A 23,284-nucleotide genomic window follows, 5' to 3' on the forward strand; every position below is an offset into this window, starting at 1 on the left:
TTTGTTATTTTGGTGAAAAATCCGGTATTGCTGACCTTGCTGGTGATGTTGGTTCTGGCAGGAAGCCTGTTGCCCTTCGTAAATTTTGCCCCCAACCGCTTACTGACGGGGCAGGGAATCGGACTGGCGAAACTGGTGTCCGTCGGCTGGTTTTGGTTATTGCCGCCGGCGGCGGCCGGCATGCTTTGCTGGGCCACTCCCTCACGATGGGTTTCGATCGCCACGGTGTTGCTGGCGGAAGGGTTCCTGTTTTGCCTGACGGCGCAAGCGGGCGCCGCCGCCTTTCGGCTGGCCGGCCAGGGCAACGCCTTGGCGCGCACGTCATTCGGCAGCGGTTTCTGGCTTATGGCGGCGCTTTGTCTGCTCATGGCCGCCGACGCCGTTAGCCGGGCCACCGCCAGTCATACCCTGCGGGTATTGGTTAATGTTCAGGTCTGGCTACCGCTGGTTTGGTTGTTGTCGACAGGCCGGTTGGATCAGTTGTCGCTGCTTAAGGAATATGTTAACCGGCAACAGGTTTTCCAAACCGCTTTCGGCGAACATCTGACGTTATTGTTCGGTACGTTGGCGCCGGCTCTGGCCATTGGCATACCGCTGGGCTTTTTGTGCCATTATTCGGCTCGTTGGCGCCCGTTGCTGTTCTCCATGCTCAATATCATCCAGACCATTCCCGCCATCGCGCTTTTCGGCCTGCTTATCGCCCCGTTAAGCGCCCTGTCCAATACCTGGCCCTGGCTCCGGGCGCTGGGCATTGGCGGTATCGGATTGGCGCCGGCCTTGATAGCGTTGGTGCTTTATGCTTTATTGCCCTTGGTGCGCAGCGTACATGCCGGCCTAGGGCAAGTGCCCGCCGACGTGATTGAAACCGCGTTGGGCATGGGGATGACCCGCGGGCAGATTTTTTTACGGGTGGAGATGTCGCTGGCGTTGCCGGTTATTGTATCGGGCGTGCGGATAATCGCGGTCCAGACCGTGGGCATGGGCATGGTGGCCGCGCTGATCGGCGCCGGCGGATTCGGCGCGCTGATGTTCCAGGGCCTGTTGAGCAGCGCCCTGGAACTGGTGTTGTTGGGGGTTATTCCGGCCATCGCCCTGGCGGTGCTGGTGGATACGCTGTTCAAACTGATCATTTCCGTTATTGACCGGGGACGTCCATGATTGAATTTCAGCGCGTCAGTAAATATTTCCACGGCAAGCCGGCGATTGAACAGTTGGATCTTCATATCGCCGCCGGCGAATTTACCGTACTCATCGGGACATCCGGTTCCGGTAAGTCAACCACGCTTAAAATGATTAACCGGCTGATAGAGCACGATCAAGGCAAAATTCTCTTCGCCGGCGAAGAAATCCATGCATTCAAACCGCAGGAACTGCGCCGGCGGATGGGCTACGCCATTCAATCCATCGGTCTCTTTCCACACTGGACGGTGGAGGAGAATATCGCCACCGTACCGCAACTGCTGAAGTGGCCGCGGAACAGAATCCGCGATAGGGTAACCGAATTACTGGCGTTGCTGCATCTGGACGCGGCGCAATTCCGCCATCGCTATCCTCATCAACTTTCAGGAGGGCAGCAGCAGCGGGTCGGGGTGGCGCGGGCGCTTGCCGCCGACCCGGAGGTGTTATTGATGGACGAACCCTTTGGCGCGCTCGATCCGGTCACGCGGACCGCCCTGCAAGGCGAGATTGCCCGCATCCACCGGCTATCGGGTCGAACCATTGTATTGGTAACCCATGATATCGACGAGGCGTTGTCGCTGGCGGACCGCATTGTGCTGTTGGATCAGGGCAAAATCATACAGCAAGGCGCGCCAAAACACTTGTTGATTGAACCGGCCAATGATTTCGTCCGCGACTTTTTCGGCCCTGGCGATAGAGGGATAAAATTGCTGGCGCTGGATTCGGTCGGTGTGCGGGCACGTAGGGGAGAACAACTGGAAGGGGGGGCGATATCGGCTGACATCACCCTGCGCGAAGCCCTGTCGGAATTCGTCGCGCGCCAGACCAACCGATTGCCGGTGGTGGACGCGGCGGGAAACCGGTTCGGCGTGCTCCACCTCGATGACTTGGTGCGACAGGTTAAGCCGGGGGGTGGCGATGCTGCGTCGGATTCTCGCTGATCCGTTGTGCTGGTGCCTGTTATTGCTGCTGATGCTGATGTTCGGCATGCCACGGTTAAGTGGGCTTTTTTCCTATCTGTTTCCGACCCTTGATCGGCCGGTGTATTTGCAGGACAGCTTCGCCGCCCTGGCCTGGGCGCATATTCGGCTGGTATTCGTATCCAGTATCATTGCGGTGGCGATAGGCGTCGGCGCCGGAATTGGCGTGACCCGCCCGGCCGGCATGGCGTTTCGCCCGCTGGTGGAGACGGTGGTGGCGGTGGGCCAAACGTTCCCGCCGGTGGCGGTGCTGGCGGTGGCGGTGCCGGTCATGGGATTTAGCGAACAGCCGGCTGTTATTGCGCTGGTGCTGTACGGCTTGCTGCCCATTGTCCAGGGCACCATTGCCGGATTGGAGACCGTGCCGGCGTCTTTACGGGAAATCGCCACCGGCGCGGGCATGACCCGTCGGCAAATATTGATGCGGGTCGAATTGCCGCTGGCGGCGCCGGTCGTCATTGCCGGCATCCGTACTTCGGTGATAATCAACATCGGCACCGCAGCCATTGCGTCCACCGTGGGGGCCAAAACCCTCGGATCGCCGATCATCATTGGCCTGAGCGGCTTTAATACTGCCTATGTGTTACAAGGCGCCATCGTGGTGGCGCTGCTGGCGATCATTTGCGATATGCTATTTGAGCGCTGGCTGGCCGTTTTCCACCGCGGCTGACGCTTTTGGCAATCCCGGCGCGCCGTTCAACTGTGGACGATGATGATGTAGCCGGACAGCATTACTCCGCCGATGGCGCCGAGGGCAAGCAGGGAAATGACGCCGAGAATGACAACTTTGGTTAGGCTCATGCTTTTCCTTAACATAGGTTTAACCGCTATTATACCGGCAAGCCCCGCCGGGACAACGTTCGCCGCGGGCTTTTTTGCGAGGCGCGACGAAAAACCTGAAGTTATATCCAGTGGCGGGCTGACGTGCAAAGCCCTCTGTGGGACAATAACCCGTCATTTGCCCAGAAAACATTGAAGATGCCGCTGTCCGTTGCCGTCAAGGCGCAAATCCTTAATTGGTATAAAGCGCTGCAAAAATCCGTTCCTGATTTCATACCGCGTCCCGCGCAGCGCCAAATGATTGCCGAGGTCGCGCGGGCGCTGTCGGGTGATATTGAGCGTCATCTGGTGATCGAGGCGCCGACCGGCGTGGGCAAAACGCTGTCCTATCTGCTGCCGGGTATCGCCATAGGTCGGGCGGAGGAAAAACCGCTGGTGGTCAGTACCGCCAATGTGGCCCTGCAAGATCAATTATTTGACAAGGACTTACCACTATTAAAAAAGCTGATCCCCGATTTGACATTTACCGCCGCGTTCGGCCGCCGCCGGTACGTCTGTCCCCGCAATCTGTCGGCGTTGGCCGCGGATCGGGCATTTCAGGGGGATTTGAAATTCTTTATCGACGATGAACTGTTGGCGGCCGACGATGCCGAGCAGGCTTTATGCGCCGATTTGCAGCAGGCGCTGGCGAGCCTGGCCTGGGACGGTCTGCGCGATCATTATCCCCGCACGGTGGAAGATGGGCTTTGGCGCAAATTGAGCACCGACAAAGCAAATTGTCTCGGCCGCAATTGCCATTATTTCCGTGAATGTCCGTTTTTTCTCGCCCGGCGGGAAATCGAACATGCCGACGTGGTAGTGGCCAACCATGCGCTGGTCATGGCGGCTTTGGATAATGATTCGGTATTGCCCGAGCCGCAGCACATGCTGCTGGTATTTGATGAAGGCCATCATTTGCCTGATGTGGCCCGCGATGCGCTGGAAATGTCCGGCGAGATCACCGGTGGATTCGTCGCGCATCAGCTAGAGCAATTCATGCGCCTCATCGAACAGACGCTCAGCCAATTCAAGCCCGCCCGTCCGCCCCGTTTGAGCCAGACCGAACGATTGAAAAACCATTGCGATGAAATTCGCGAGCTGACGCAGATGTTTGAGCGACAGGCGTCGGCTTATTTGCCGTCCGAGAGTATCGCCGCAGAGTACCGTTTTTCCATGGGCCGCTTGCCGGAAGACATGGTCGCCTTGGCGGAGCGTTTGCATAAACTTACCGAGGGGCTACGCCTGCTCGCCGAGTTTCTAATCAACGATTTGGGTGAAAAAACCGGCCGGCAAGATACAGTGCGGTTGCACCAGGCGCTGCTGTACGCCAGCCGTTTCCAAGAATATTGGGAGTCGGCCGGCCGTCTTTGGCAATTGGCGGCCCGGGAAAAGGCGTCCAACGCGCCGGTCTGCAAGTGGCTGACCCGCGAGTCGCGCGATAATGGCGTGCATCTTTATTTGCACTGCGTCGGTATACGGGTGTGCGAACAGTTGGAGAGGCTGCTTTGGTCGAGAGTCCCGCATACCGTGGTGACTTCCGCCACGCTGCGGTCCTTGAACAGTTTCGATCGTCTGCGGGAGCTCAGCGGACTGGATGATCGGGCCGGCGACCGGTTCGTCGCGCTGGCGTCGCCCTTCGATCACCGACATCAGGGCAAGCTGGTTATTCCGCGCATGCGCCATGAGCCTTCTATCGCGCACGAAACGGCGCATCTGGCGGAAATGGCCCGTTATTTTCGTGGCGAACTGGCGAAAAAGGCTCACCGGGGCATGCTGGTGTTGTTCGCCAGCCAGCGCGCCATGCAGGCCTTTCTGGCGCAGGTGCCGGATCTGCGTTTATCGTTGCTGGTGCAGGGCGACCAACCGCGCTACCGCCTGATTGAGGAACACCGCAAACGCATTTCCCAAGGCGGCGTCAGCGTCTTGATGGGCTTGCAATCCTTCGCCGAAGGTCTGGATTTAAAAGGCGAACTGTTAACCCAGGTGCACATTCACAAAATCGCCTTTCCGCCGGTGGATAGCCCGGTCATCCTCACTGAGGGAGAATGGCTGAAAAGCCAGAAACGTCATCCGTTCGAGGTGCAAAGCTTGCCCAGCGCCTCCTTTGCGCTGATACAACAGGTCGGACGTTTAATTCGCAGTCATGGTTGTACCGGCGAAGTGGTTGTTTACGACCGACGGCTGCTTACCAAACCCTATGGCCGTCGGTTGCTGGCGGCGTTGCCGGTTTTCCCCATCGAACAGCCGATCGTGCCGGAATGAAAGATTTGAAAAACGGCTGTCGCCGGGACTATGCTCAGTGACGGTGAAATGTTTCATTGAACAATGATACCCATTATGGATTTCAGCAGGATCATTAAAGAAGTAGGGCGAGGTAAAAATCACGCCCGCGATCTCGACCGGCAAACGGCCTATACGCTTTATCGCGCTATTCTGGCAGGGGACATGCCGCCGTTGGAGCTGGGGGGATTATTGATTGCCTTGCGCATCAAGGGCGAGGGCGAGGAGGAATTGCTGGGCTTTTATCAGGCGATGCAAGAGCGGGTCATGTCGCTGCAGGCGCCGGTGAATCGACCGATGCCCATAGTCATTCCCAGCTATAACGGCGCCCGCAAACAAGCCAACCTGACGCCGTTGCTGGCATTGGCGCTGGCGCGGCTGGATTTCCCGGTGGTAGTGCATGGCGTTACCGGCGATCCGGGGCGAGTGACCAGCGCGGAAATTTTTCGCGAATTGGGCGTGGCCTGGCAGGATTCCGCCGCCGAGGCGCAAAGCGCCCTGGCCCTGGCGCGACAACCGGTGTTTATTCCCATCGTTCGCTTGTGCCCGGCGCTGGATGGCCAGTTGATGTTACGTTGGCGGATGGGGGTGCGCAATAGCGCCCATACGCTGGCAAAACTCGCGACGCCGTTTCAACATCATTTGCACTGGCGTCTGGCCAGTGTTTCGCACCCGGAATACATCGCTCGAGTCGGCAATTTTTTCACGTCCATCAATAGCAACGCGTTACTGATGAACGGCACCGAAGGTGAAACCTATGCCAACCCGCAGCGTTTGACGCCGATCTATGGCCTCTATCAGGGGCAGCGCCAGCTATTGCTGGACCCGGCGGATCACCCGCTGCCCCCGTCGGAAATGCTGCCCGCCGGTCGCGATGCGGCGTCGACCGTTCATTGGACGCGGGCATGTCTCGCTGGCGAGTGTCCTCTGCCCACAGCCATACGGCTGCAACTGGCTTGCTGTTTATTGGCCGCCGGCCGCTTCTCAGAGCTGCCCGCGGCGCTCGATTATATTGGCCGGGTATTCGGCGCCGACGGCTGATAGGCGATATCAAAGCCAAGGGAAGGTACGTCAGGGCACGACGTTGACCGGGCGATTGCCGGAGATCCTATTTCGTGCCTATCCGATACGGCGCCGGAAAAGACGGCGGCTTGAGTAGCATCGCGATTACGCTGAGGAAAAACATGCAACAGATACGGGAGTATTTCAATGCCCTTAACCAGGATTACCTGGCGGTTCACCAGCATAAAGAGGATTTGTTCTGGCAAAACTATATGGCTATCGGCGGCGAAGCGATTCCGGCGCGTTTCGAGCAGGCGGAGCAGGCGTACAAGCGTTTTATCGCCAATCCCGCCCGTCCCGGTGAAATTCGTCGGCATATCGCTGCATTAGAGCGGGAACCGGCTGGCGCGCAACGGGATGCGCTATTGCACGGCTTGCGGGGATGGGCGCGTTTTTTTGCCTGCAACGTGATTGAGGACCCGCGGGCGCAGGTATTGATGGATGAGATCATTGCAGCGGAAAACGCCCTTTTTACGCAACGCAAAACCGTGCAATTGACCCATGTGAATGATAACGGTGAGCGCGTGCCAGCCACCCTGGGTGAACTGTTGACCAATCAGGCCAATAACACCGACGAAGGCCGCCGGCGGAGTTCTCAGCAGGCCCTGCGGGATCTGGAACAGTGGCTGCTTGGTCACGGCTTTCCCCATCTGGTTTGTCTGCGCAATCGTTTCGCCCGTCAATTGGGCTATCGCAACTATTTCGATTATAAGGTCAGCAAGACCGAGCAAATGACCCCGGAGCAATTATTCGCGATTCTTGATAAGTTCGAGGAGCAAACCCGGCAGGCCAATTTGCGCAGTCTGCGGCAATTGGCGCAGGATAAGGGGGAACATGCCTTGCAGCCGTGGAATATCCGTTATGCCACCGCCGGCGACGTCACGCGTCGCCTGGATCCTTACCTGCCTTTTTCCGCTTCCCTGCGCCGCTGGGTAGACAGTTTCAAACGGTTGCATATTGGCTTTAACGGCGCGCAACTGCAGCTCGATCTGCTGGTGCGCCAGCACAAATATGAAAACGGATTTATGCACGGGCCGGTGCCGGCTTTTTTAGATGAGGGGCGGTGGCTGCCGGCCCGGATCAATTTCACCAGCCTGGCCAAGCCCGATCAAGTGGGCAGCGGTATCGCCGGTATTAATACGCTGTTCCATGAGGGCGGCCATGCGGCGCACTTTGCCAACATCCGCCAAAACGCGCCTTGCTTTTCCCAGGAGTATCCGCCCACATCCATGGCTTATGCTGAAACCCAGTCCATGTTCTGCGATAGCCTGCTGGATGATGTCGACTGGCTTAAACGCTATGCCCTGGACGGCAACGGCAACCCGCCGCCGGATGATCTGCTGCGGGCGCTTATCGCCGCCCGGCAGCCGATGCGGGCTTTCAATGAACGGCATATTCTTCTGGTGCCCTATTTCGAATGGGCATTGTATCAGTGGCCGGATGCGCAATTGACACCGCCGAATATCACCCGGTTGGCGCGGGAGTGCGAGCAGCGCATCCTCGGTATTGACGGCAGCCCCCGTCCCTTGCTGGCGATACCGCATCTGCTGTCGCAGGAATCGGCCTGCTCCTATCAGGGGTACTTGCTGGCGCTGATGGCGGTGGAGCAGACCCGGCGCTTTTTTCTCGATCGCGACGGTTACCTGACGGATAATCCGTCCATCGGGCCGGCGCTGGCGGAGCACTACTGGGGGCCGGGCAACAGCGTTAGCCATGACGAAACGTTACGGAGTCTGACCGGCGAAGGCTTTAATCCCGCTTACCTGGCGCGGGTGTGCAATCAAACGGCGGATGAAGCCTGGCGGCAGGCACAAATCGATATCGCCAATGCCGCCAAGCGGCCGCAACCCCCCGCTGATTTTGACTGGCAGGCGAGGATAAGCGTGGTCGATGGCGAACGGCTACTGGCATCCAATGCTCAGGGGGATGAGGCTATGTGTGAACAATTCGCCCGGGCCGTGCGCTAGCGTGCCCAGGTTGCATGGGGACGGCCGGTGAGCAAGACGCTCGTCAAAACCGCCTGCGGCGGGCCTTTGGTGAGAAACGGGCTGCCGGTTATCCTTTTGCGTGAATTACAACCGGGCGTCGGGCCGCATCATATCGAAACGTTGTTCGTCGGTGATACCGAAGTATGCGCTCGGTCCGCCACCCCGTAGAATGGGTTGAGCGGCTGCCGTTTGATAAATACCCTGTTCATCAAACAACGATTTATCAATATGCACCGCCACCACCTCGCCGAGTACCAGCCAGCTTTCCAATTGGATGCCGTCGGCATCCAACAGGCGGATACATTGGCTGAGCCGGCATTCAAAATGCACCGGGCTTTCCGCCACCCGGTGCGCGGCCACCCGGGTGCCCCGGATGGGCGTCAGACCGGCGAACATAAACTCATCCTCGCCGGGGGGCAGCGAGGCCGAGCTTTCGTTCATGGCTTCGGCCAATGGCCGGGTCGCCAGGTTCCAGACAAATTCGCCCGTGGCGTTGATATTGGCGACGCTATCTTTCCAGCCGACGCTGCAAAAGCCGATAATGGGTGGAGAATAATTAAAGCAATTGAAAAAACTGTAAGGTGCAAGATTGCGCTGGCCGTGTTGATTCACCGAGGCTATCCAGCCGATGGGGCGGGGCGCGATAATGGCATTCAGCGGATCATGCGCCAAATGATGACCATGACGCGGTTCGTAATAATGATAAGCGGATTGATTCATCATTGCTCCGGACTGGCTGTCGATGGGGCGGCCGCAATCCGAGTCGGCGGCCGCATCGCTGACCGCGCACGGATCCGGCCTGAAGTGCCTGATGACGCGGTAGACGGATTGTCATTTCTGTTTAGAGTAAATCCCGCCGGCAAAAGTTTCAATGCCCGGCCTGAGAAAGCGACGCGAACGGTATCATCCGGCCAGCCGAGCCGGCTAGCGTAATTGGCTGTCCTTACTGCCGCGGCGATTATAACCGGAGAAGTGAGTCTTTTTATCATGCTGGGCCTGACACGGCAGGCAAAGTTGCGCGCCAGGCAATGCGCGGCGCCTGGCTTCGGGGATGGGGTCGCCGCACTCGCGGCAGTAAGCTGAACCCTCGCCATGGGACAACGCCTGGCGGGCCCGCCGCACCTCGTCCTCAATGGTGGAGTCGATTTGATCTTGTACAGCGCCATCCGGCGCCCACCCGCTCGCCATGATAGGGTCCTCGCTAATACACTATCCGTTTACACTATCCGTTTACACTATCCGTTTTAACTACCCGTTTTAGCCTTGTTGGGCAAAAAAACCGGCAACGAAGGTTGCCGGCCTGAATATGGAATATTCGCCCGTCTACGTCATATCAGCGCGGGGCGTCGTTTCAAATCATTCGATGTTGGATTCGATGAACCACAAGAACTTATCCAAATCACGGGAAGCCGCGGTGAAAATATCGGCGGTATCGTCGTCTTCCGCTTCAGTGATGGCTTTGCGGGTGTCATTGGCCACAATGGCATAACGTTCCGCCAACGCTTTTAAATGATCCTGCACGCTGTGAATATTGGTGGGATAGCTGGTAAGCGGCGTTTTATCATTAGTGACCTGGACCGTACCCAGCGCGACCCCCCCCAGTTGCACAACGCGTTCGGCGATGGTGTCCTGGTGTTCCAAGATGGCGTCGCGGAACCCATCCAGCATTTCATGAACGCCAATAAAATTGGAGCCCCGCATGTTCCAGTGCGCCTGTTTAGTGATCAATGCCAGATCCACGTATTCCACAACCAAACGGTTTAGCAGAGCGATAGTGGCCGTTTTTAGATTTTCGTCCATATCGTTACGCGTATAAATCAGTTCGGAAGATTTCGTCTTAACCAGTTTAGCGGTACTCATCATCAATCGTCCTCTTAATTGATCATTATTGATTCGTTCAGGCTAATAAGTATAGCAACAAACGCGCCCAATGTTGCCTATCGCTCGTATCGCCGATACCTTTCGCCCCCCGTTTTCCCGATCCCTTCAAGGCCGGGAGACCTTACCGCCCGCGGAAAGCGGCAAATTTGCCGCGTGCCCGTATCCGCCGCTTCAGCGCCTCTTCGCGCGTTCGCGCATCCCTGTTACTGCAGGGGGGAAGCCCTTTGCGGTGATGGTCACTTGCCGACGCGCCGCAACCTAAACGAATAACATGCCATTTTCCGTCATTGGCGCGAAGGTATGGCAAACGGTAATAATTTTCATTACAAACTTTTGGCTGATAAATTAACTAGTCTAAATAATTCAAGGTGCATCGCGGCGGCAAGCGAACAAGTCCACAGAAGCATAGTTAACTGTGCGGCTGCATAGATAACCATGTGATAGGGATGAACGAACGCAGCCAGCAAAGAGGCAACTTGAAATATGACAAGTATACAACAAAAAGGAGAATGGGACTAACCCCTCCCCCGGCAAAGAAAGGAAAAACAGCGTGTCTTAGACAGTGCGTCGCGCTGTATCTCCAGGTGACGTTTAAATAGAGAAAATTGTTCAAAAACGTACATTATTTCCCCTTTTTATTTACCATAAAAGGATATTGATGCCGTCTGGCTAAATTGTCCCTCAAAAAATCAAAATATGCATTATTTGTACCAGTTGACGCATTGACGCGTAAATAAACTTTACAACATTTAAGGGGTATCCCATTGTATCGCGGCAACAGGCAAGTGCCGAATTAACCGGGAACCCATTGGCGCCTTCCGCAGCAGAACCGCGATGCGAAACAGGGTATTTTTATTCCTGCCGGCTCAGAAATGGCCAACTGATCAAATGCGTGAACATCGCCGATAAACAGGCCTCGCTAAAATGGCCAATAGATAACCAGACGTCAATTTACCAGGGGTGTATACTGCTCATACATCAAGTTGTCGTTTGGCTGGCCGGGTTTGCTCATTTGCTGCTGCGATGCAACTTGAATTATTTAAACGCTATCTTGAAATAAACGACATGACTTGTTGAAAAGTTTAAACAGACGAGGCGGATAAATTGGTCTAATTTTGGTCATGTGCTTCGGAATTTTCTCAATATCATGTAAGGTTAAGTAAAGCCAATCTGGACATTTTGCGCGATTTTCGCTGCCAAATGAATAAGATAGATAAGTCAGAAAACTTATGTTACACGATACGTTTACTTAGACAACAATTCTCTAGCAGAGTTTCGTGCTATTTTTTGGTATATTTTCACGGTTAGGACGTAAATTTCACATTTGAGGTGGGTATGAAAAAAATTGCATGTCTTTCAGCATTAGCTTGTGTCCTGAGCGTCACAGCAGGTTCGGCCATGGCCGGCGACAGCACCGTGTCCATCGGTTATGCCCAGGGTGATGCGCAAGGCATCATTAATAAAGCCAATGGTTTTAACTTGAAGTATCGCTACGAATGGGATAACACCAGCCCTTGGAGCGCTATTGGTTCTTTTACCTACATTGAAAAAAATCAAGTCCAGGACGGTGATTATCAAAAAGGCCAATATTATGGCTTCACCGGCGGCCCGGTATATCGCATCAATGATTGGGCAAGTATTTATGGCGTAGTGGGTATTGGTGCTGGTAAATTCACCAATAATTCCCAAAGCGTGCGGCATACACAAAATAACGACGATGTTGGTTTTTCTTACGGCGCGGGCTTACAGTTCAACCCAATGGAAAATGTCGCTCTGGACGTTTCTTATGAACAGAGCCGTATCCGCAGTGTTGATGTCGGTACCTGGATCGCCGGCGTAGGCTATCGTTTCTGATTGGATGAGCCACAAGCCTGAGTCCATATATGGGCGGGTATTGATATGGCCGGCATTCAGACCATGAACGGCCAGGCTTTACATCATTTAAGTTGCCAAGCGGCGGCAAATGATCGACATCTGTGTCGGAAACGCATGTGAACCGCCTATGGCGGTACGTGGGTGGAAGACGGGATATCCCTATCGTCCCAGTCACATTGCCTGCAATGCGCCTGGGACGCGCCGCGACCAACAACATGGCAACGCGAGGTTGACGAGTACCTGTCTTGATCGCGGCAAAAACGTGCTGTCTTGCCGATCCCCCCTCTGCAACATTTCTTCTCTGTGTTCGGCGCCGCTGAAGGCAATAGGGCGACTTGCGTGCGCCAATGGCTTTCCGCCTTGCGCGATGGAGGAGAAAGCGCGCTTTTTATCTCTCATTTGTGGCATACTGTGTGGAATATCACAATTTTATAACGAGTATTCGCTTTGTTAATCAGTAATAACATCACCATGCAATTTGGCAGTAAGCCGCTGTTTGAAAACATTTCCGTTAAGTTCGGCAGCGGCAATCGCTACGGCCTGATTGGCGCCAACGGTTGCGGTAAATCGACGCTCATGAAGATACTGGGCGGCGACCTGCCGCCTAGCGCCGGTCATGTCACGCACGATCCTGACGAGCGATTGGGTAAGCTGCGCCAGGATCAATTCGCCTTCGAAACATACACGGTTTTGGATACTGTGATAATGGGCCATGCGGAACTGTGGGCGATTAAACAGGAACGCGACAGCCTCTATGCCCTGGCCGATATGAACGAGCAACAAGGTTACCGGGTCGCCGATTTGGAGGTTTTGTACGGCGAAATGGACGGTTATACCGCTGAAGCCAGAGCGGGAGAGTTGTTGCTGGGCGTCGGCATCCCGCTCGAACAGCACCAGGGGTTGATGAGCGAAGTTGCGCCGGGCTGGAAGTTGCGGGTGTTGCTGGCCCAGGCCCTATTTGCCGACCCTGACATCCTGTTGCTGGATGAACCGACCAACAACCTGGACATTAATACCATCCGTTGGCTGGAGCAGGTGCTGAACGAACGTAATAGCACCATGATCATAATTTCCCATGACCGGCATTTCCTGAATATGGTTTGTACGCATATGGCCGATCTGGACTACGGTGAATTACGTATTTATCCGGGTAATTACGATGATTACATGACCGCGTCCACTCAGGCAAGGGAGCGCTTATTGGCCGGCAACGCCAAGAAAAAAGCGCAGATTGCCGAACTGCAATCCTTTGTCAGCCGGTTTAGCGCCAACGCCTCTAAATCGCGGCAGGCGACATCGCGCGCGCGACAAATAGAAAAAATTCAACTGGATGAGGTTAAGGCATCCAGCCGGCAGAATCCGTTTATCCGTTTTGAACAGGACAAAAAATTATTCCGCAATGCCCTGGAAGTGCAGCAGCTTGTCCAAGGCTATGAGGGCCTGCCGCCGCTCATTACGGGCTTCAATCTGATGTTGGAGGTCGGTGAGAAAGTGGCCGTGCTGGGGCCCAACGGCATCGGTAAAACGACGTTGCTCAAGACCCTGGTTGGGGAAATGTCGCCGCGCGACGGCTTGATCAAATGGTCGGAAAATGCGCGTCTCGGTTATTATGCGCAGGATCATGCCGGTGAGTTCGCCCTAGACATGACGGTTTTCGACTGGATGAGCCAGTGGAAACAGCCGGGCGATGATGAACAATCGGTGCGCAGCGTGCTTGGCCGTTTGTTATTCAGCCAGGATGATATTCTGAAACCGGTCGGCGTGCTGTCCGGCGGGGAAAAAGGCCGAATGTTGTTTGGCAAGCTCATGATGCAAAAGTCGAATATTCTCATCATGGATGAACCCACCAACCACCTGGACATGGAATCCATTGAATCACTGAATTCGGCGCTGGAGCTTTATCAAGGCACGCTGATCTTCGTTTCGCATGATCGCGAATTCGTCAGTTCCCTGGCGACCCGGATCTTGGAATTGACGCCAGCAGGCGTCGTGGATTTCACCGGTAATTATGAAGACTATTTGCGCAGCCAGGGGCTGAATTGATCTACCGCGGCCTGTAGGGCCGATCGTCCGGCCCGGCGGGACACAACGCCAGTCAGGATGCGCCGCAGATAGCGCACCGCGGATCGCGCGTTAACGTCATCTCGCGAAATTGCAGCGTCATTGCGTCATAAATCACCAGCTTGCCGCTGGCGGGCCGACCGAATGCGGTAAGTAATTTAAGGGTCTCCATGGCTTGCAGCGAACCAATGACGCCCACCAGCGGAGACATAACCCCCGATTCGGCGCAGGTTAGGTTTTCCGCGCCGAACAACCGGCTCAGGCAACGGTAGCAAGGCTCCCCGGAGCGATAGGTGAACACGCTGAGTTGACCTTCCATGCGAATCGCGGCGCCGGACACCAAGGGTACGCGCCGGGAGAAGCACAACTGGTTCAACTGTTCCCGGGTCCCGAGATTGTCGCTGCAGTCAACTACGACGTCGCACAAGCTGATCAGCGCGTCCAGCCGGTCGTTATCCAGGTGATCGTTATGGGGGGCCAGCACAATGTGCGGATTGATGGCCGACAACGCCTGGGCGGCGGAGGCGACTTTCGCCATCCCTATCCGCTCATCGGTATGCAGGATTTGCCGTTGCAGGTTTGACAGGGACACCTGATCGAAGTCCAGCAGGTCAAGCCGACCGACGCCGGCGGCGGCAAGATACTGCGCGGCCGCACAACCCAGCCCCCCCAATCCGACAACCAGCACGCGTGCCGACTTGAGTTTTTCCTGGCCGTCGAAATCAAAACCCCGCAAGGTAATTTGCCGGTTATAGCGCAGTATTTCTTCTCGACTCAATTCATTCGCCACGGTCCGGCCTCAGTCTAGCAACACGGTGTTGAACGGTTCTATCTCCACCTCGTCGCCGGGCATGAGCCTGTTTTGACCCGGCGGCAGGATGATAAAGCAGTTGGCCGCGCTAAAAGAGCTGAAAATATGCGACCCCTGGTGACCGGTGCCGGCCACTTCAATCCCGCCCTGCGTCGTGCTTTGAAAATAGCCGCGTTGAAAATCGGTACGGCCCGGGGAGGGCTTGGCCGGCGTCGTCAGTCGGGCGCGCAGGCGCGCCGGCAATCGCCAACCGGTACGGCCGGACAGGCAAGCAATTAACGGCTGGACCAATTGATAAAAGGTTACCGCCGCTGAAACTGGATTGCCGGGCAAACCGCAAAACCAGGCGTGATTCAGGCGGCCGAAGGCGAAGGGTTTACCGGGCTTGATGGCCAGCCGCCAGAAGTCAATACGCCCCATTTCTTCCAACAGGGTTTTGGTATAGTCCGCCTCGCCCACTGAAACGCCGCCGCTGGTGATAAGCAAGTCCGCCTGCTCATCGGCCTGGCGAAACGCCTCGCGCAAAGCGGCGGCGTTGTCGGCCACAATGCCCAGATCCTGGATATCGCATCCCATGCGCTGCAACATCAAGCGGACAGTGAAGCGATTGGTGTCGTGGATTTGTCCGGCGGCCAACGGACTGCCGATGGGACGCAGTTCGTCGCCGGTGGAAAACAGCGCCACTTTCAACCGGCGCAGTACGGCGATTTCGGCGATACCAAGGGATGCCAACAGCGGCAGTTCCGCCACGCCGAGCCGCCGGCCGGCCGGCAGAACTTGACCGCCCCGGCGGACATCCTCGCCGACCCGTCGGATATTTTGCCCGATTTTGACCGGCGCGGTAAAACGGACGCCGTCCCCCGTCATATCGGCTTGCTCTTGTATGATGACCGCCTCGGCTTCTGCGGGTACCGGCGCGCCGGTCATGATACGCAAGGCGGTGCCGGGTGGCCAGTCGCCGGCAAAAGGCCGCCCGGCGAGGGCTTTCCCGGCCACAGGCAATGGCGATCCCTCGGCGATATCCGCCAGACGGACCGCATAACCGTCCATGGCGGAATTGTCGAAAGGCGGAACATCGATAGGCGAAATCACCGGCGCGGCGGAAATCCGGCCGGCGGCATTGGTGAGTGCCAGAAATTCGCTGTCGGTCAGGGGAGAAACCTGGGATAGCATTTGTTCCAAGGCTTGCTCCAATGTTAACAAAGGGGAACGCGACTCAACCATTTTCACTCCTGTGTCACCGGCCTGACGTGCGGCGGCCGGTATCGTGATGATAGCGCCATTATGGCAGAAAACGCCGTCGACGAGAACGGATGTCGGCTGGCGTGTGGCTGACAGGCGGCGGTATTATAAGCAAATGCCAATAAGGCTTATGCAATCAATAGCGTGCATTTCTTCTTTACACTGGCCGGCAGGGTCAATATAGTCAAAACAGTAGCGTTTCTTCTCCATCACCAAGAGATCCTGTCACTCAGGGCCGGTGAGTGGGTTGTCTAGGACCGGGCAATACGAGATCTTCTCGCGGATTGTCCGTGCGGCGTCTTTGCGTGCGGTTCTGACTCACCTGCGGCCTTTTGACGGGAAGGCATAGTATCGGTCGTCGGCCATGGTGTAACCGCGGGCCGGACAGTATCGTTTTTTCAAGCGGGCGAAGGTAGCGGATTCAGTGAACAGACCAGTCATAGTCATCCATGGCGGCGTGATCGCGCGGCGGATCTTGCCTTTTGATGGGCAAAACGGGTACCGGGCCGACACCTCTGCGCAATGGGGCGCCCCCGTCGGGAATGCTCGCTGATGGCCGCCGGCGCAACGGAACATTTGAATCTTAGCGCTGATGCGCCATTCCTGCCGGAAAACCAGGTGTTGGCCGCCCATGATCTCGCCGTGGGGTTCGACCACGAGGGTGAGTCTATCGATGCCGTCCGGCGGATTTCTTTTACCGTCGACCGGGGCGAGACGCTGGCGATCGTCGGCGAGTCGGGGTCCGGCAAATCGGTGACCGCGTTGTCGGTGATGCGTTTGGTTGAACTCGGTGGTGGTCGGATCATCAACGGCACGCTGTTGTTCCGCCGTCGCGATGGCCGGATAATCGACTTGGCCGCCGCTGATCCGTCGATGATGCGCACGTTGCGCGGCGCGGATATGGCAATGATTTTCCAAGAGCCGATGACGTCGCTTAATCCGGTGTTTCCGGTTGGCGAACAGATAGCCGAGTCGATAAGGCTGCATCAGGGCATGGATCATCGCGGCGCACGCGCCGAGGCTCTACGCATGCTGGATTTGGTGCGGATTCCCACCGCGCGCAATATGTTGGACCGTTTCCCGCATCAATTGTCCGGCGGCATGCGCCAACGGATCATGATTGCCATGGCGCTGTCCTGCAAGCCGGCGTTATTGATAGCCGACGAGCCCACTACCGCGTTGGATGTCACTATCCAGGCGCAGATTTTGCAACTGATTCGCAGTTTGCAACGGGAAATGCGCATGGGCGTGATTTTCATCACCCATGATATGGGCGTGGTGGCGGAGATGGCCGATCGGGTGCTGGTGATGTACCAGGGCCGTGATGTGGAATCAGCGGCGGTAAGCGCATTATTTGCCCAGCCGCGCCATCCTTATACGCGCGCGCTGCTGGCGGCGGTGCCCCGGCTGGGTTCCATGGCCGACCAGGATCTTCCGGCCAAGTTCCCGTTGTTGCAGGACTGGCGAACACAGCTTGCGTCGGATGGTTACCGGCCCGCCGCGCCGATGGCGGCAGAAGTGGGCGAAGGCGCGCTGGATGAGCGGATCATCTCCACCGCCAACGATCCGGCGCGACATGACTTTGCGACCGGGGATTTTGCCGGTAAGCCGCCGGCGCCCGGGGGACGGCCCCTGGTTGAAGTCAAGGATCTGGTGGCCGGGTTCGACCTGCGGGGGGGGATTTTCAATCGGGTGCGGCGTCGGGTGCATGCCGTGGAAAAAGTCAGTTTCAATCTTTATCCCGGCGAAACCCTGGGATTGGTGGGGGAATCCGGCTGCGGCAAGTCCACCACGGGCCGGGCATTACTGCGTCTGGTGGAAAGCCGCGGCGGTGATATCTTGTTTGAAGGCCGTTCCATCGTCAATATGCCGGATGAAGAGTTGCAGCATATGCGTCGGGATATTCAGTTTATCTTCCAAGATCCTTATGCTTCTCTTGACCCTCGTCTCACGGTGGGCTATTCCATTATGGAACCGTTGCTGGTTCACGACGTGGCCCGCGGTAAGGCCGCCGAACGTCGGGCCGCGGCCCTCCTGGAGCGTGTCGGCTTGTCGCCGGAACACGCCCGACGCTACCCTCATGAATTTTCAGGAGGACAGCGTCAGCGTATATGCATCGCGCGCGCGCTGGCGCTCAATCCCAAGGTGGTCGTGGCCGATGAATCGGTATCGGCGCTGGATGTCTCGATTCAGGCGCAAATTATCAATCTGATGCTGGATTTGCAGCGGGAATTCGGTATCGCTTTCTTATTCATTTCTCATGATATGGCGGTGGTTGAGCGCGTCAGCCATCGCGTGGCGGTAATGTATCTGGGGCAAATCGTGGAAATCGGCCCCCGGCGGCAGGTATTTGCGCATCCACAGCATCCCTACACGCGAAAATTGATGGCCGCCGTGCCGGTGGCCGATCCCGCGCGGCGGCGGCCTGAGCGCGCGCTGACGGCGGAAGAGATCCCAAGCCCGGTTCGGGCGTTGGGTGACGACCCCCTGGTTGCGCCGCTGGTCCGGGTGGGGGAGGGGCACTTTGTGGCTCGCCACCTGGTCGGCGGCGTTTATTGACAAGGATATGCACGGAGAATGTTATGATGCAGCACCAAAATAAAGGCCGCTGGCTGGCGGCAACGGTTGTTCTGACCGCACTGGCGTCATCCCCGGCATGGGCCGCCAAAGACGCCGTGATTGCGGTGGGATCCAATTTTACTACCCTGGATCCCTACGATGCCAACGACACCTTGTCTCAGGCGGTGGCCAAGTCTTTCTACCAAGGGTTGTTTGGATTCGATAAAGACATGAAGCAAATCGATGTGCTGGCAAAAAGTTATCAGGTCAGCCCCGATGGATTGGTCTATACCATTAAACTGCGCCAGGGCGTGAAGTTTCAGGACGGCACCGATTTCAATGCCGAGGCGGTCAAGGTGAATCTGGATCGCGCCAGCAATCCCGATAATCATTTAAAACGCTATAACCTGTTTAAAATGATCGCCAAAACCGAGGTCGTCAACCCTTATACGGTGAAGATTACCTTGAAAACCCCTTTCTCGCCCTTTATCAATAACCTCTCGCATCCGGCGGCGGTCATGATTTCTCCGGCGGCGCTACGCAAATATGGTAAAGACATCGGTTTTCATCCGGTGGGCACCGGCCCCTATCAATTCGTGGTGTGGAACCAAACCGATTATATGAAGGTCAAGCGCTTCGATGGTTATTGGCAAAAGGGCGCCGCCAAGCTCGACAGTATCACCTGGCGCCCGGTGGTGGATAACAATACCCGCGCCGCCATGCTGCAAACCGGCGAAGCCACGTTCGCCTATCCGGTACCCTACGAGCAGGCCGCCTTATTGACGAAAAACAACCAGTTGCAATTAGAATCGGCGCCATCGATTCTACAGCGCTATATCAGTATGAACGTCACCCAGAAACCGTTCGATAATCTTAAGGTCCGCCAGGCCATCAACTACGCCATCAACAAAGAAGCGCTTATCAAGGTGGCTTACGCAGGCTACGCCGTGCCCGCGCAAGGCCCGCTGCCGGCGGCGATCGATTATGCGGTGCAATACAAACCCTGGCCCTATGATCCGGCCAAGGCGCGCGAGCTGTTGAAAGAGGCGGGGTATCCTCACGGCTTCACCACCACACTGTGGTCGTCCCATAACACCAGCACTTTCCAGAAAGCGCTGCAATTTACCCAGCAGCAGCTGGCGCAGGTCGGCATTAAAGTCACGGTAACCGCCATGGACGCCGGACAGCGCGCCGCGCAGGTGGAAGACAAGGGCGTGAAGGAGACCGGTGTGCGGATGCTTTATACCGGCTGGTCGGCTTCCACCGGCGAGGCTGACTGGGCGCTCACGCCGTTGTTCGCCACCCAGTCGGCGCCGCCGGCCATCTTTAATACCGCTTTCTACAGTAATCCCCAGGTCGACCGGGATTTGGCCGATGCGCTGAAAACCACTGATCGAACGGAGAAAGCCCGTTTGTACAAGGATGCTCAGGACAGAATCTGGGCTGATGCCCCCTGGGTATTTTTGCTGACCGAGAAAATCTTATACGCGCACAACAAGGATTTGACCGGCTTTTATGTCATGCCTGATACCTCTTTCGATTTCAGTCATGCCGATATGAAATAGGCCGATGCTGAATTATTTTCTCAAACGCTTGCTGGGGCTGGTGCCAACCTTGTTCATTGTGGCGGTGCTGGTCTTTCTGTTTGTGCATTTGCTGCCGGGAGATCCGGCACGGCTGGTGGCGGGTTCGGATGCCGATGCCACGGTGGTGGCGTTGGTCAGGCAGGATCTGGGCCTGGATAAACCTTTGCCCCAGCAGTTTGTCCGGTTTCTTTCTCACGCGGTGCGGGGCGATTTCGGCACTTCGCTGGTGTCGAAACGTCCGGTCAGCGTTGAGATCGCTTCCCGTTTCATGCCGACGTTCTGGTTGACGGTGACCAGCATGTTATGGTCGGTGATAATCGGTATGGCGTTGGGTATCGTATCGGCGGTATGGCGCAATCGATGGCCGGATCGCATTGGTATGACGTTGGCGGTGACCGGGATTTCTTTTCCGGCTTTTGCGCTGGGTATGCTGCTCATGCAGATTTTTTCGGTAAAACTGGGCTGGCTGCCGACGGTCGGGGCGGATAGCCCGCGGCATTATATTTTGCCCGCCCTGACGCTGGGCGCGGCGGTCGCTTCCATCATGGCGCGTTTTACCCGGGCATCGTTTGTGGAAGTGCTGCAGGAAGATTACATGCGCACCGCTCGTGCCAAGGGGGTAAGGGAGTTCTGGGTTATCGTGAAACACGGCCTGCGTAATGCGATGATCCCGGTGGTAACCATGATGGGCCTGCAATTCGGGTTTTTACTGGGCGGCTCCATTGTGGTGGAGGCGGTCTTTAACTGGCCCGGTCTGGGACGTTTGCTGGTGGATTCAGTGGAGATGCGCGATTATCCGGTGATTCAAGCGGAAGTTTTGCTCTTCTCCCTCGAGTTCATTCTTATCAATCTTTTGGTGGATATGTTATATGCGGCCATCAATCCTGCGATCCGGTACCGCTAAGGATTCGCGATGAAATTCTGGCGCCGAGAGGCCGCCATGGCGGCCATGCCTATCGTCTCAGCGCAGCGGGTGCGCACGCCCTGGCGTGAATTCTGGCGGAGGTTCCGGCGCCAGCCCCTGGCGATGGCGGCGGGCGCGTTCGTTCTGCTGTTGGTTATCGTGGCGATTTTAGCGCCCTGGCTAGCCCCGTATGATGCGGAAAATTACTTTGATTATGACAGGTTGGACCAGGGACCGACCCTGGTTCATTGGTTAGGAGTCGATTCCCTTGGCCGGGATATTTTCAGCCGAATTCTGATGGGCGCCCGTATTTCATTGGCGGCCGGATTTTTTTCCGTGTTGCTGGGTATGGTGGTCGGCACGTTGCTGGGATTGGTGGCCGGTTATTATGAAGGCTGGTGGGACCGGATCATCATGCGGATTTGCGATGTGCTGTTCGCCTTTCCGGGTATTTTACTGGCCATTGCCGTAGTGGCGATCATGGGCAGCGGAATGACCAATGTGATCGTCGCCGTGGCCATCTTCAGTATCCCGGCCTTTGCCCGCCTGGTGCGCGGTAATACGCTGGTTATCAAACATCAGACCTTTATCGAGTCCGCTCGCAGTATCGGCGCGCCCGATAGGGTCATTCTTCTAAGGCATATTCTGCCCGGAACGCTGTCTTCCATTGTGGTGTATTTTACCATGCGTATCGGTACATCCATTATTACCGCCGCCAGTTTGTCGTTTCTCGGTCTTGGCGCTCAGCCGCCCACGCCGGAATGGGGCGCCATGCTCAACGAGGCCCGGGCCGATATGGTCACGGCGCCTCACACCGCCATCTTTCCCAGCCTGGCGATTTTTCTGACGGTACTGGCTTTTAATCTGTTGGGCGACGGATTGCGTGATGCGCTTGACCCAAAACTTAAAATCTGACGGCAAGCCGGTAGCGAGTCGCCCTTAATCAAAAGTAACGGGATCTGAATTATCGGGTCGGCTGCCCGATAATGGCTCGTTCGCTCGCCTCGCGCATTTCCGGTGGCTTTGTGGAACCGTCTTCGCAACCCTCAGCAAAAACCATTTAACAAAATCATCGTCGTTACCATAATGAATGGGCGATAAGACTTGACTGTACGAAAAACTTCGTACAAAATGGAGCGGTCGATGGGATTCAACGATATCAAAAAAGAAGCGATCAAGCGCCTCAAGGCTGGAGCCTATACTCATGAAGCAAGGGGTAAAATCGATGTCAAAAACCTGTTCGCCACTGGTCAGATTAGTGAGGAATATGTCATTGAGCTGATCACGAAAACATCAGGTGATTATTATTGTTGTTACAAACATTATCATGATTCTGATGTGATGATTCATATTTTGAAACCTTACAAAGACCAGGTTAGATGGTACGTGAAATTTTATTTTTATTGCCACGATATTTTCTTTATTAGTGTTCACCATGATGAGGCATATTATGAAAATTGTTAAAGAAGGTGAGAAAAAAAATGTGCTTTGCCATCATTGCGGGCCTTCCACGGCGACTTACCTGCTGCGGGACGTGGATTTCAGCGACCACAGCGGCATAGTGAAAAACGTGTTGGCGGCGGTATGCGACAAATGCGATCAAGTGGTTGGCGTTCCTAGTCAGTCTACGCCTAAAATCAAGGCGCAATACGACAACATTAAGTCATCCATGGAGATTCGAGTGCCCGCGCATTATCTTGATATTCTCAATATGGCCACTGATCAGATTGCCCCGGAATTGAACGAAAGCTTTCATAAAAATTTATTGCTGTATTACCTGCATGCCATCTACACTGGTCATTTCCCGGCGGATGGCTTAGCGAGTCTGCTGCACACGGAGCTTGCCGAAGCGAAATCCTCAAAAAGATTATCCATGAAATTGAGCGAAAAAAACAAACGCGAGCTGGATGAGGTAATGCAGCAACAGGGTTTAACCACCCGTGCCGATGTTTTGAAAGCCATTATCATCAAAATCCACGAAGACGTAATCCGTCAGAAACGCCCGGATTATATAGCCGAACTAAAGCAGATGGCGGCGGCTTTTAGCTAACCGCTTA

General features: G+C 56.1%; 19 protein-coding genes. 14 read left to right on the plus strand and 5 right to left on the minus strand.

What is annotated here, in order from left to right; genetic code table 11:
• The first annotated feature begins 12 nt into the window (after positions 1–12).
• The 6 genes from FCN80_RS05930 to FCN80_RS05955 all read left to right on the plus strand — a co-directional run bounded on the left by FCN80_RS05930 (position 13) and on the right by FCN80_RS05955 (position 8,287).
• On the plus strand, positions 13–1,158 hold the full coding sequence (locus FCN80_RS05930; RefSeq protein ID WP_230492528.1) for an ABC transporter permease: 1,146 nt from the start codon (positions 13–15) through the stop codon (positions 1,156–1,158).
• Complete coding sequence (locus FCN80_RS05935) at positions 1,155–2,120, plus strand: ABC transporter ATP-binding protein (RefSeq protein ID WP_136989012.1); 966 nt, start codon at positions 1,155–1,157, stop codon at positions 2,118–2,120. The genes FCN80_RS05930 and FCN80_RS05935 overlap by 4 nt, the downstream gene beginning before the upstream one ends.
• Positions 2,098–2,829, plus strand: a complete 732-nt coding sequence (locus FCN80_RS05940; protein ID WP_136989014.1) for an ABC transporter permease — start codon at positions 2,098–2,100, stop codon at positions 2,827–2,829. Before FCN80_RS05935 ends, FCN80_RS05940 begins: the two co-directional genes overlap by 23 nt.
• Positions 2,830–3,083: 254 nt before the next feature.
• Positions 3,084–5,240 carry an ATP-dependent DNA helicase DinG gene (gene dinG, locus FCN80_RS05945; RefSeq protein ID WP_230492516.1) on the plus strand — a complete coding sequence of 719 codons (2,157 nt, stop codon included), beginning with the start codon at positions 3,084–3,086 and terminating at the stop codon, positions 5,238–5,240.
• Positions 5,241–5,315: 75 nt separating this feature from the next.
• A complete protein-coding gene (ybiB, locus tag FCN80_RS05950) occupies positions 5,316–6,299 on the plus strand; it encodes a DNA-binding protein YbiB (protein WP_136989016.1) in 984 nt (327 codons plus the stop codon).
• A gap of 143 nt (positions 6,300–6,442) precedes the next feature.
• Positions 6,443–8,287 carry a M3 family metallopeptidase gene (locus tag FCN80_RS05955; protein ID WP_136989018.1) on the plus strand — a complete coding sequence of 615 codons (1,845 nt, stop codon included), beginning with the start codon at positions 6,443–6,445 and terminating at the stop codon, positions 8,285–8,287.
• Positions 8,288–8,392: 105 nt separating this feature from the next.
• Here the strand turns inward: FCN80_RS05955 and FCN80_RS05960 are convergent, their stop codons facing one another.
• The 3 genes from FCN80_RS05960 to dps all read right to left on the minus strand — a co-directional run bounded on the left by FCN80_RS05960 (position 8,393) and on the right by dps (position 10,168).
• Complete coding sequence (locus FCN80_RS05960; RefSeq protein WP_136989020.1) at positions 8,393–9,028, minus strand: flavin reductase family protein; 636 nt, start codon at positions 9,026–9,028, stop codon at positions 8,393–8,395.
• Between the two features lie 204 nt (positions 9,029–9,232).
• Complete coding sequence (locus FCN80_RS05965; RefSeq protein WP_136989022.1) at positions 9,233–9,496, minus strand: DksA/TraR family C4-type zinc finger protein; 264 nt, start codon at positions 9,494–9,496, stop codon at positions 9,233–9,235.
• Positions 9,497–9,664: 168 nt separating this feature from the next.
• Positions 9,665–10,168 (minus strand): DNA starvation/stationary phase protection protein Dps, encoded by a 504-nt coding sequence (gene dps / locus FCN80_RS05970; protein ID WP_136989023.1) that lies wholly within the window; start codon positions 10,166–10,168, stop codon positions 9,665–9,667.
• A 1,356-nt stretch (positions 10,169–11,524) separates the two neighbouring features.
• Between dps and ompX the strand changes: the two genes are divergently transcribed.
• Complete coding sequence (ompX, locus tag FCN80_RS05975) at positions 11,525–12,043, plus strand: outer membrane protein OmpX (protein WP_136989025.1); 519 nt, start codon at positions 11,525–11,527, stop codon at positions 12,041–12,043.
• Positions 12,044–12,511: 468 nt separating this feature from the next.
• On the plus strand, positions 12,512–14,107 hold the full coding sequence (locus FCN80_RS05980) for an ABC-F family ATPase (RefSeq protein WP_136989026.1): 1,596 nt from the start codon (positions 12,512–12,514) through the stop codon (positions 14,105–14,107).
• A gap of 52 nt (positions 14,108–14,159) precedes the next feature.
• Here the strand turns inward: FCN80_RS05980 and moeB are convergent, their stop codons facing one another.
• Together moeB and moeA are read right to left on the minus strand one after the other, a co-directional pair.
• The gene (gene moeB, locus FCN80_RS05985) at positions 14,160–14,915 is read right to left on the minus strand and encodes a molybdopterin-synthase adenylyltransferase MoeB (protein ID WP_136989028.1); all 756 of its coding nucleotides are present in this window, start codon (positions 14,913–14,915) and stop codon (positions 14,160–14,162) included.
• Between the two features lie 9 nt (positions 14,916–14,924).
• The gene (moeA, locus tag FCN80_RS05990; protein WP_136989030.1) at positions 14,925–16,160 is read right to left on the minus strand and encodes a molybdopterin molybdotransferase MoeA; all 1,236 of its coding nucleotides are present in this window, start codon (positions 16,158–16,160) and stop codon (positions 14,925–14,927) included.
• A gap of 570 nt (positions 16,161–16,730) precedes the next feature.
• Here moeA and FCN80_RS05995 point away from each other — a divergent pair.
• The 6 genes from FCN80_RS05995 to FCN80_RS06020 all read left to right on the plus strand — a co-directional run bounded on the left by FCN80_RS05995 (position 16,731) and on the right by FCN80_RS06020 (position 23,277).
• Positions 16,731–18,737, plus strand: a complete 2,007-nt coding sequence (locus tag FCN80_RS05995) for a dipeptide ABC transporter ATP-binding protein (RefSeq protein ID WP_170975326.1) — start codon at positions 16,731–16,733, stop codon at positions 18,735–18,737.
• 23 nt (positions 18,738–18,760) lie between these two features.
• Entirely contained in the window at positions 18,761–20,302 is a 1,542-nt protein-coding gene (gene gsiB, locus FCN80_RS06000; RefSeq protein WP_230492517.1) for a glutathione ABC transporter substrate-binding protein GsiB, read from the plus strand.
• A gap of 4 nt (positions 20,303–20,306) precedes the next feature.
• Positions 20,307–21,227: a glutathione ABC transporter permease GsiC gene (gene gsiC / locus FCN80_RS06005; protein ID WP_136989031.1), complete on the plus strand. Its 921-nt coding sequence runs from the start codon at positions 20,307–20,309 to the stop codon at positions 21,225–21,227.
• Between the two features lie 9 nt (positions 21,228–21,236).
• Positions 21,237–22,142, plus strand: coding sequence for a glutathione ABC transporter permease GsiD (gene gsiD, locus FCN80_RS06010; protein WP_136989033.1), 906 nt, complete (start codon positions 21,237–21,239; stop codon positions 22,140–22,142).
• A 228-nt stretch (positions 22,143–22,370) separates the two neighbouring features.
• Positions 22,371–22,691, plus strand: coding sequence for a hypothetical protein (locus FCN80_RS06015; RefSeq protein WP_136989035.1), 321 nt, complete (start codon positions 22,371–22,373; stop codon positions 22,689–22,691).
• A complete protein-coding gene (locus FCN80_RS06020) occupies positions 22,678–23,277 on the plus strand; it encodes a hypothetical protein (RefSeq protein ID WP_136989037.1) in 600 nt (199 codons plus the stop codon). Before FCN80_RS06015 ends, FCN80_RS06020 begins: the two co-directional genes overlap by 14 nt.
• The last annotated feature ends 7 nt before the right edge of the window (positions 23,278–23,284 follow it).

The sequence above is a fragment of the Martelella alba genome, assembly GCF_005217455.1.
Lineage (GTDB): Bacteria > Pseudomonadota > Gammaproteobacteria > Enterobacterales > Enterobacteriaceae > Acerihabitans.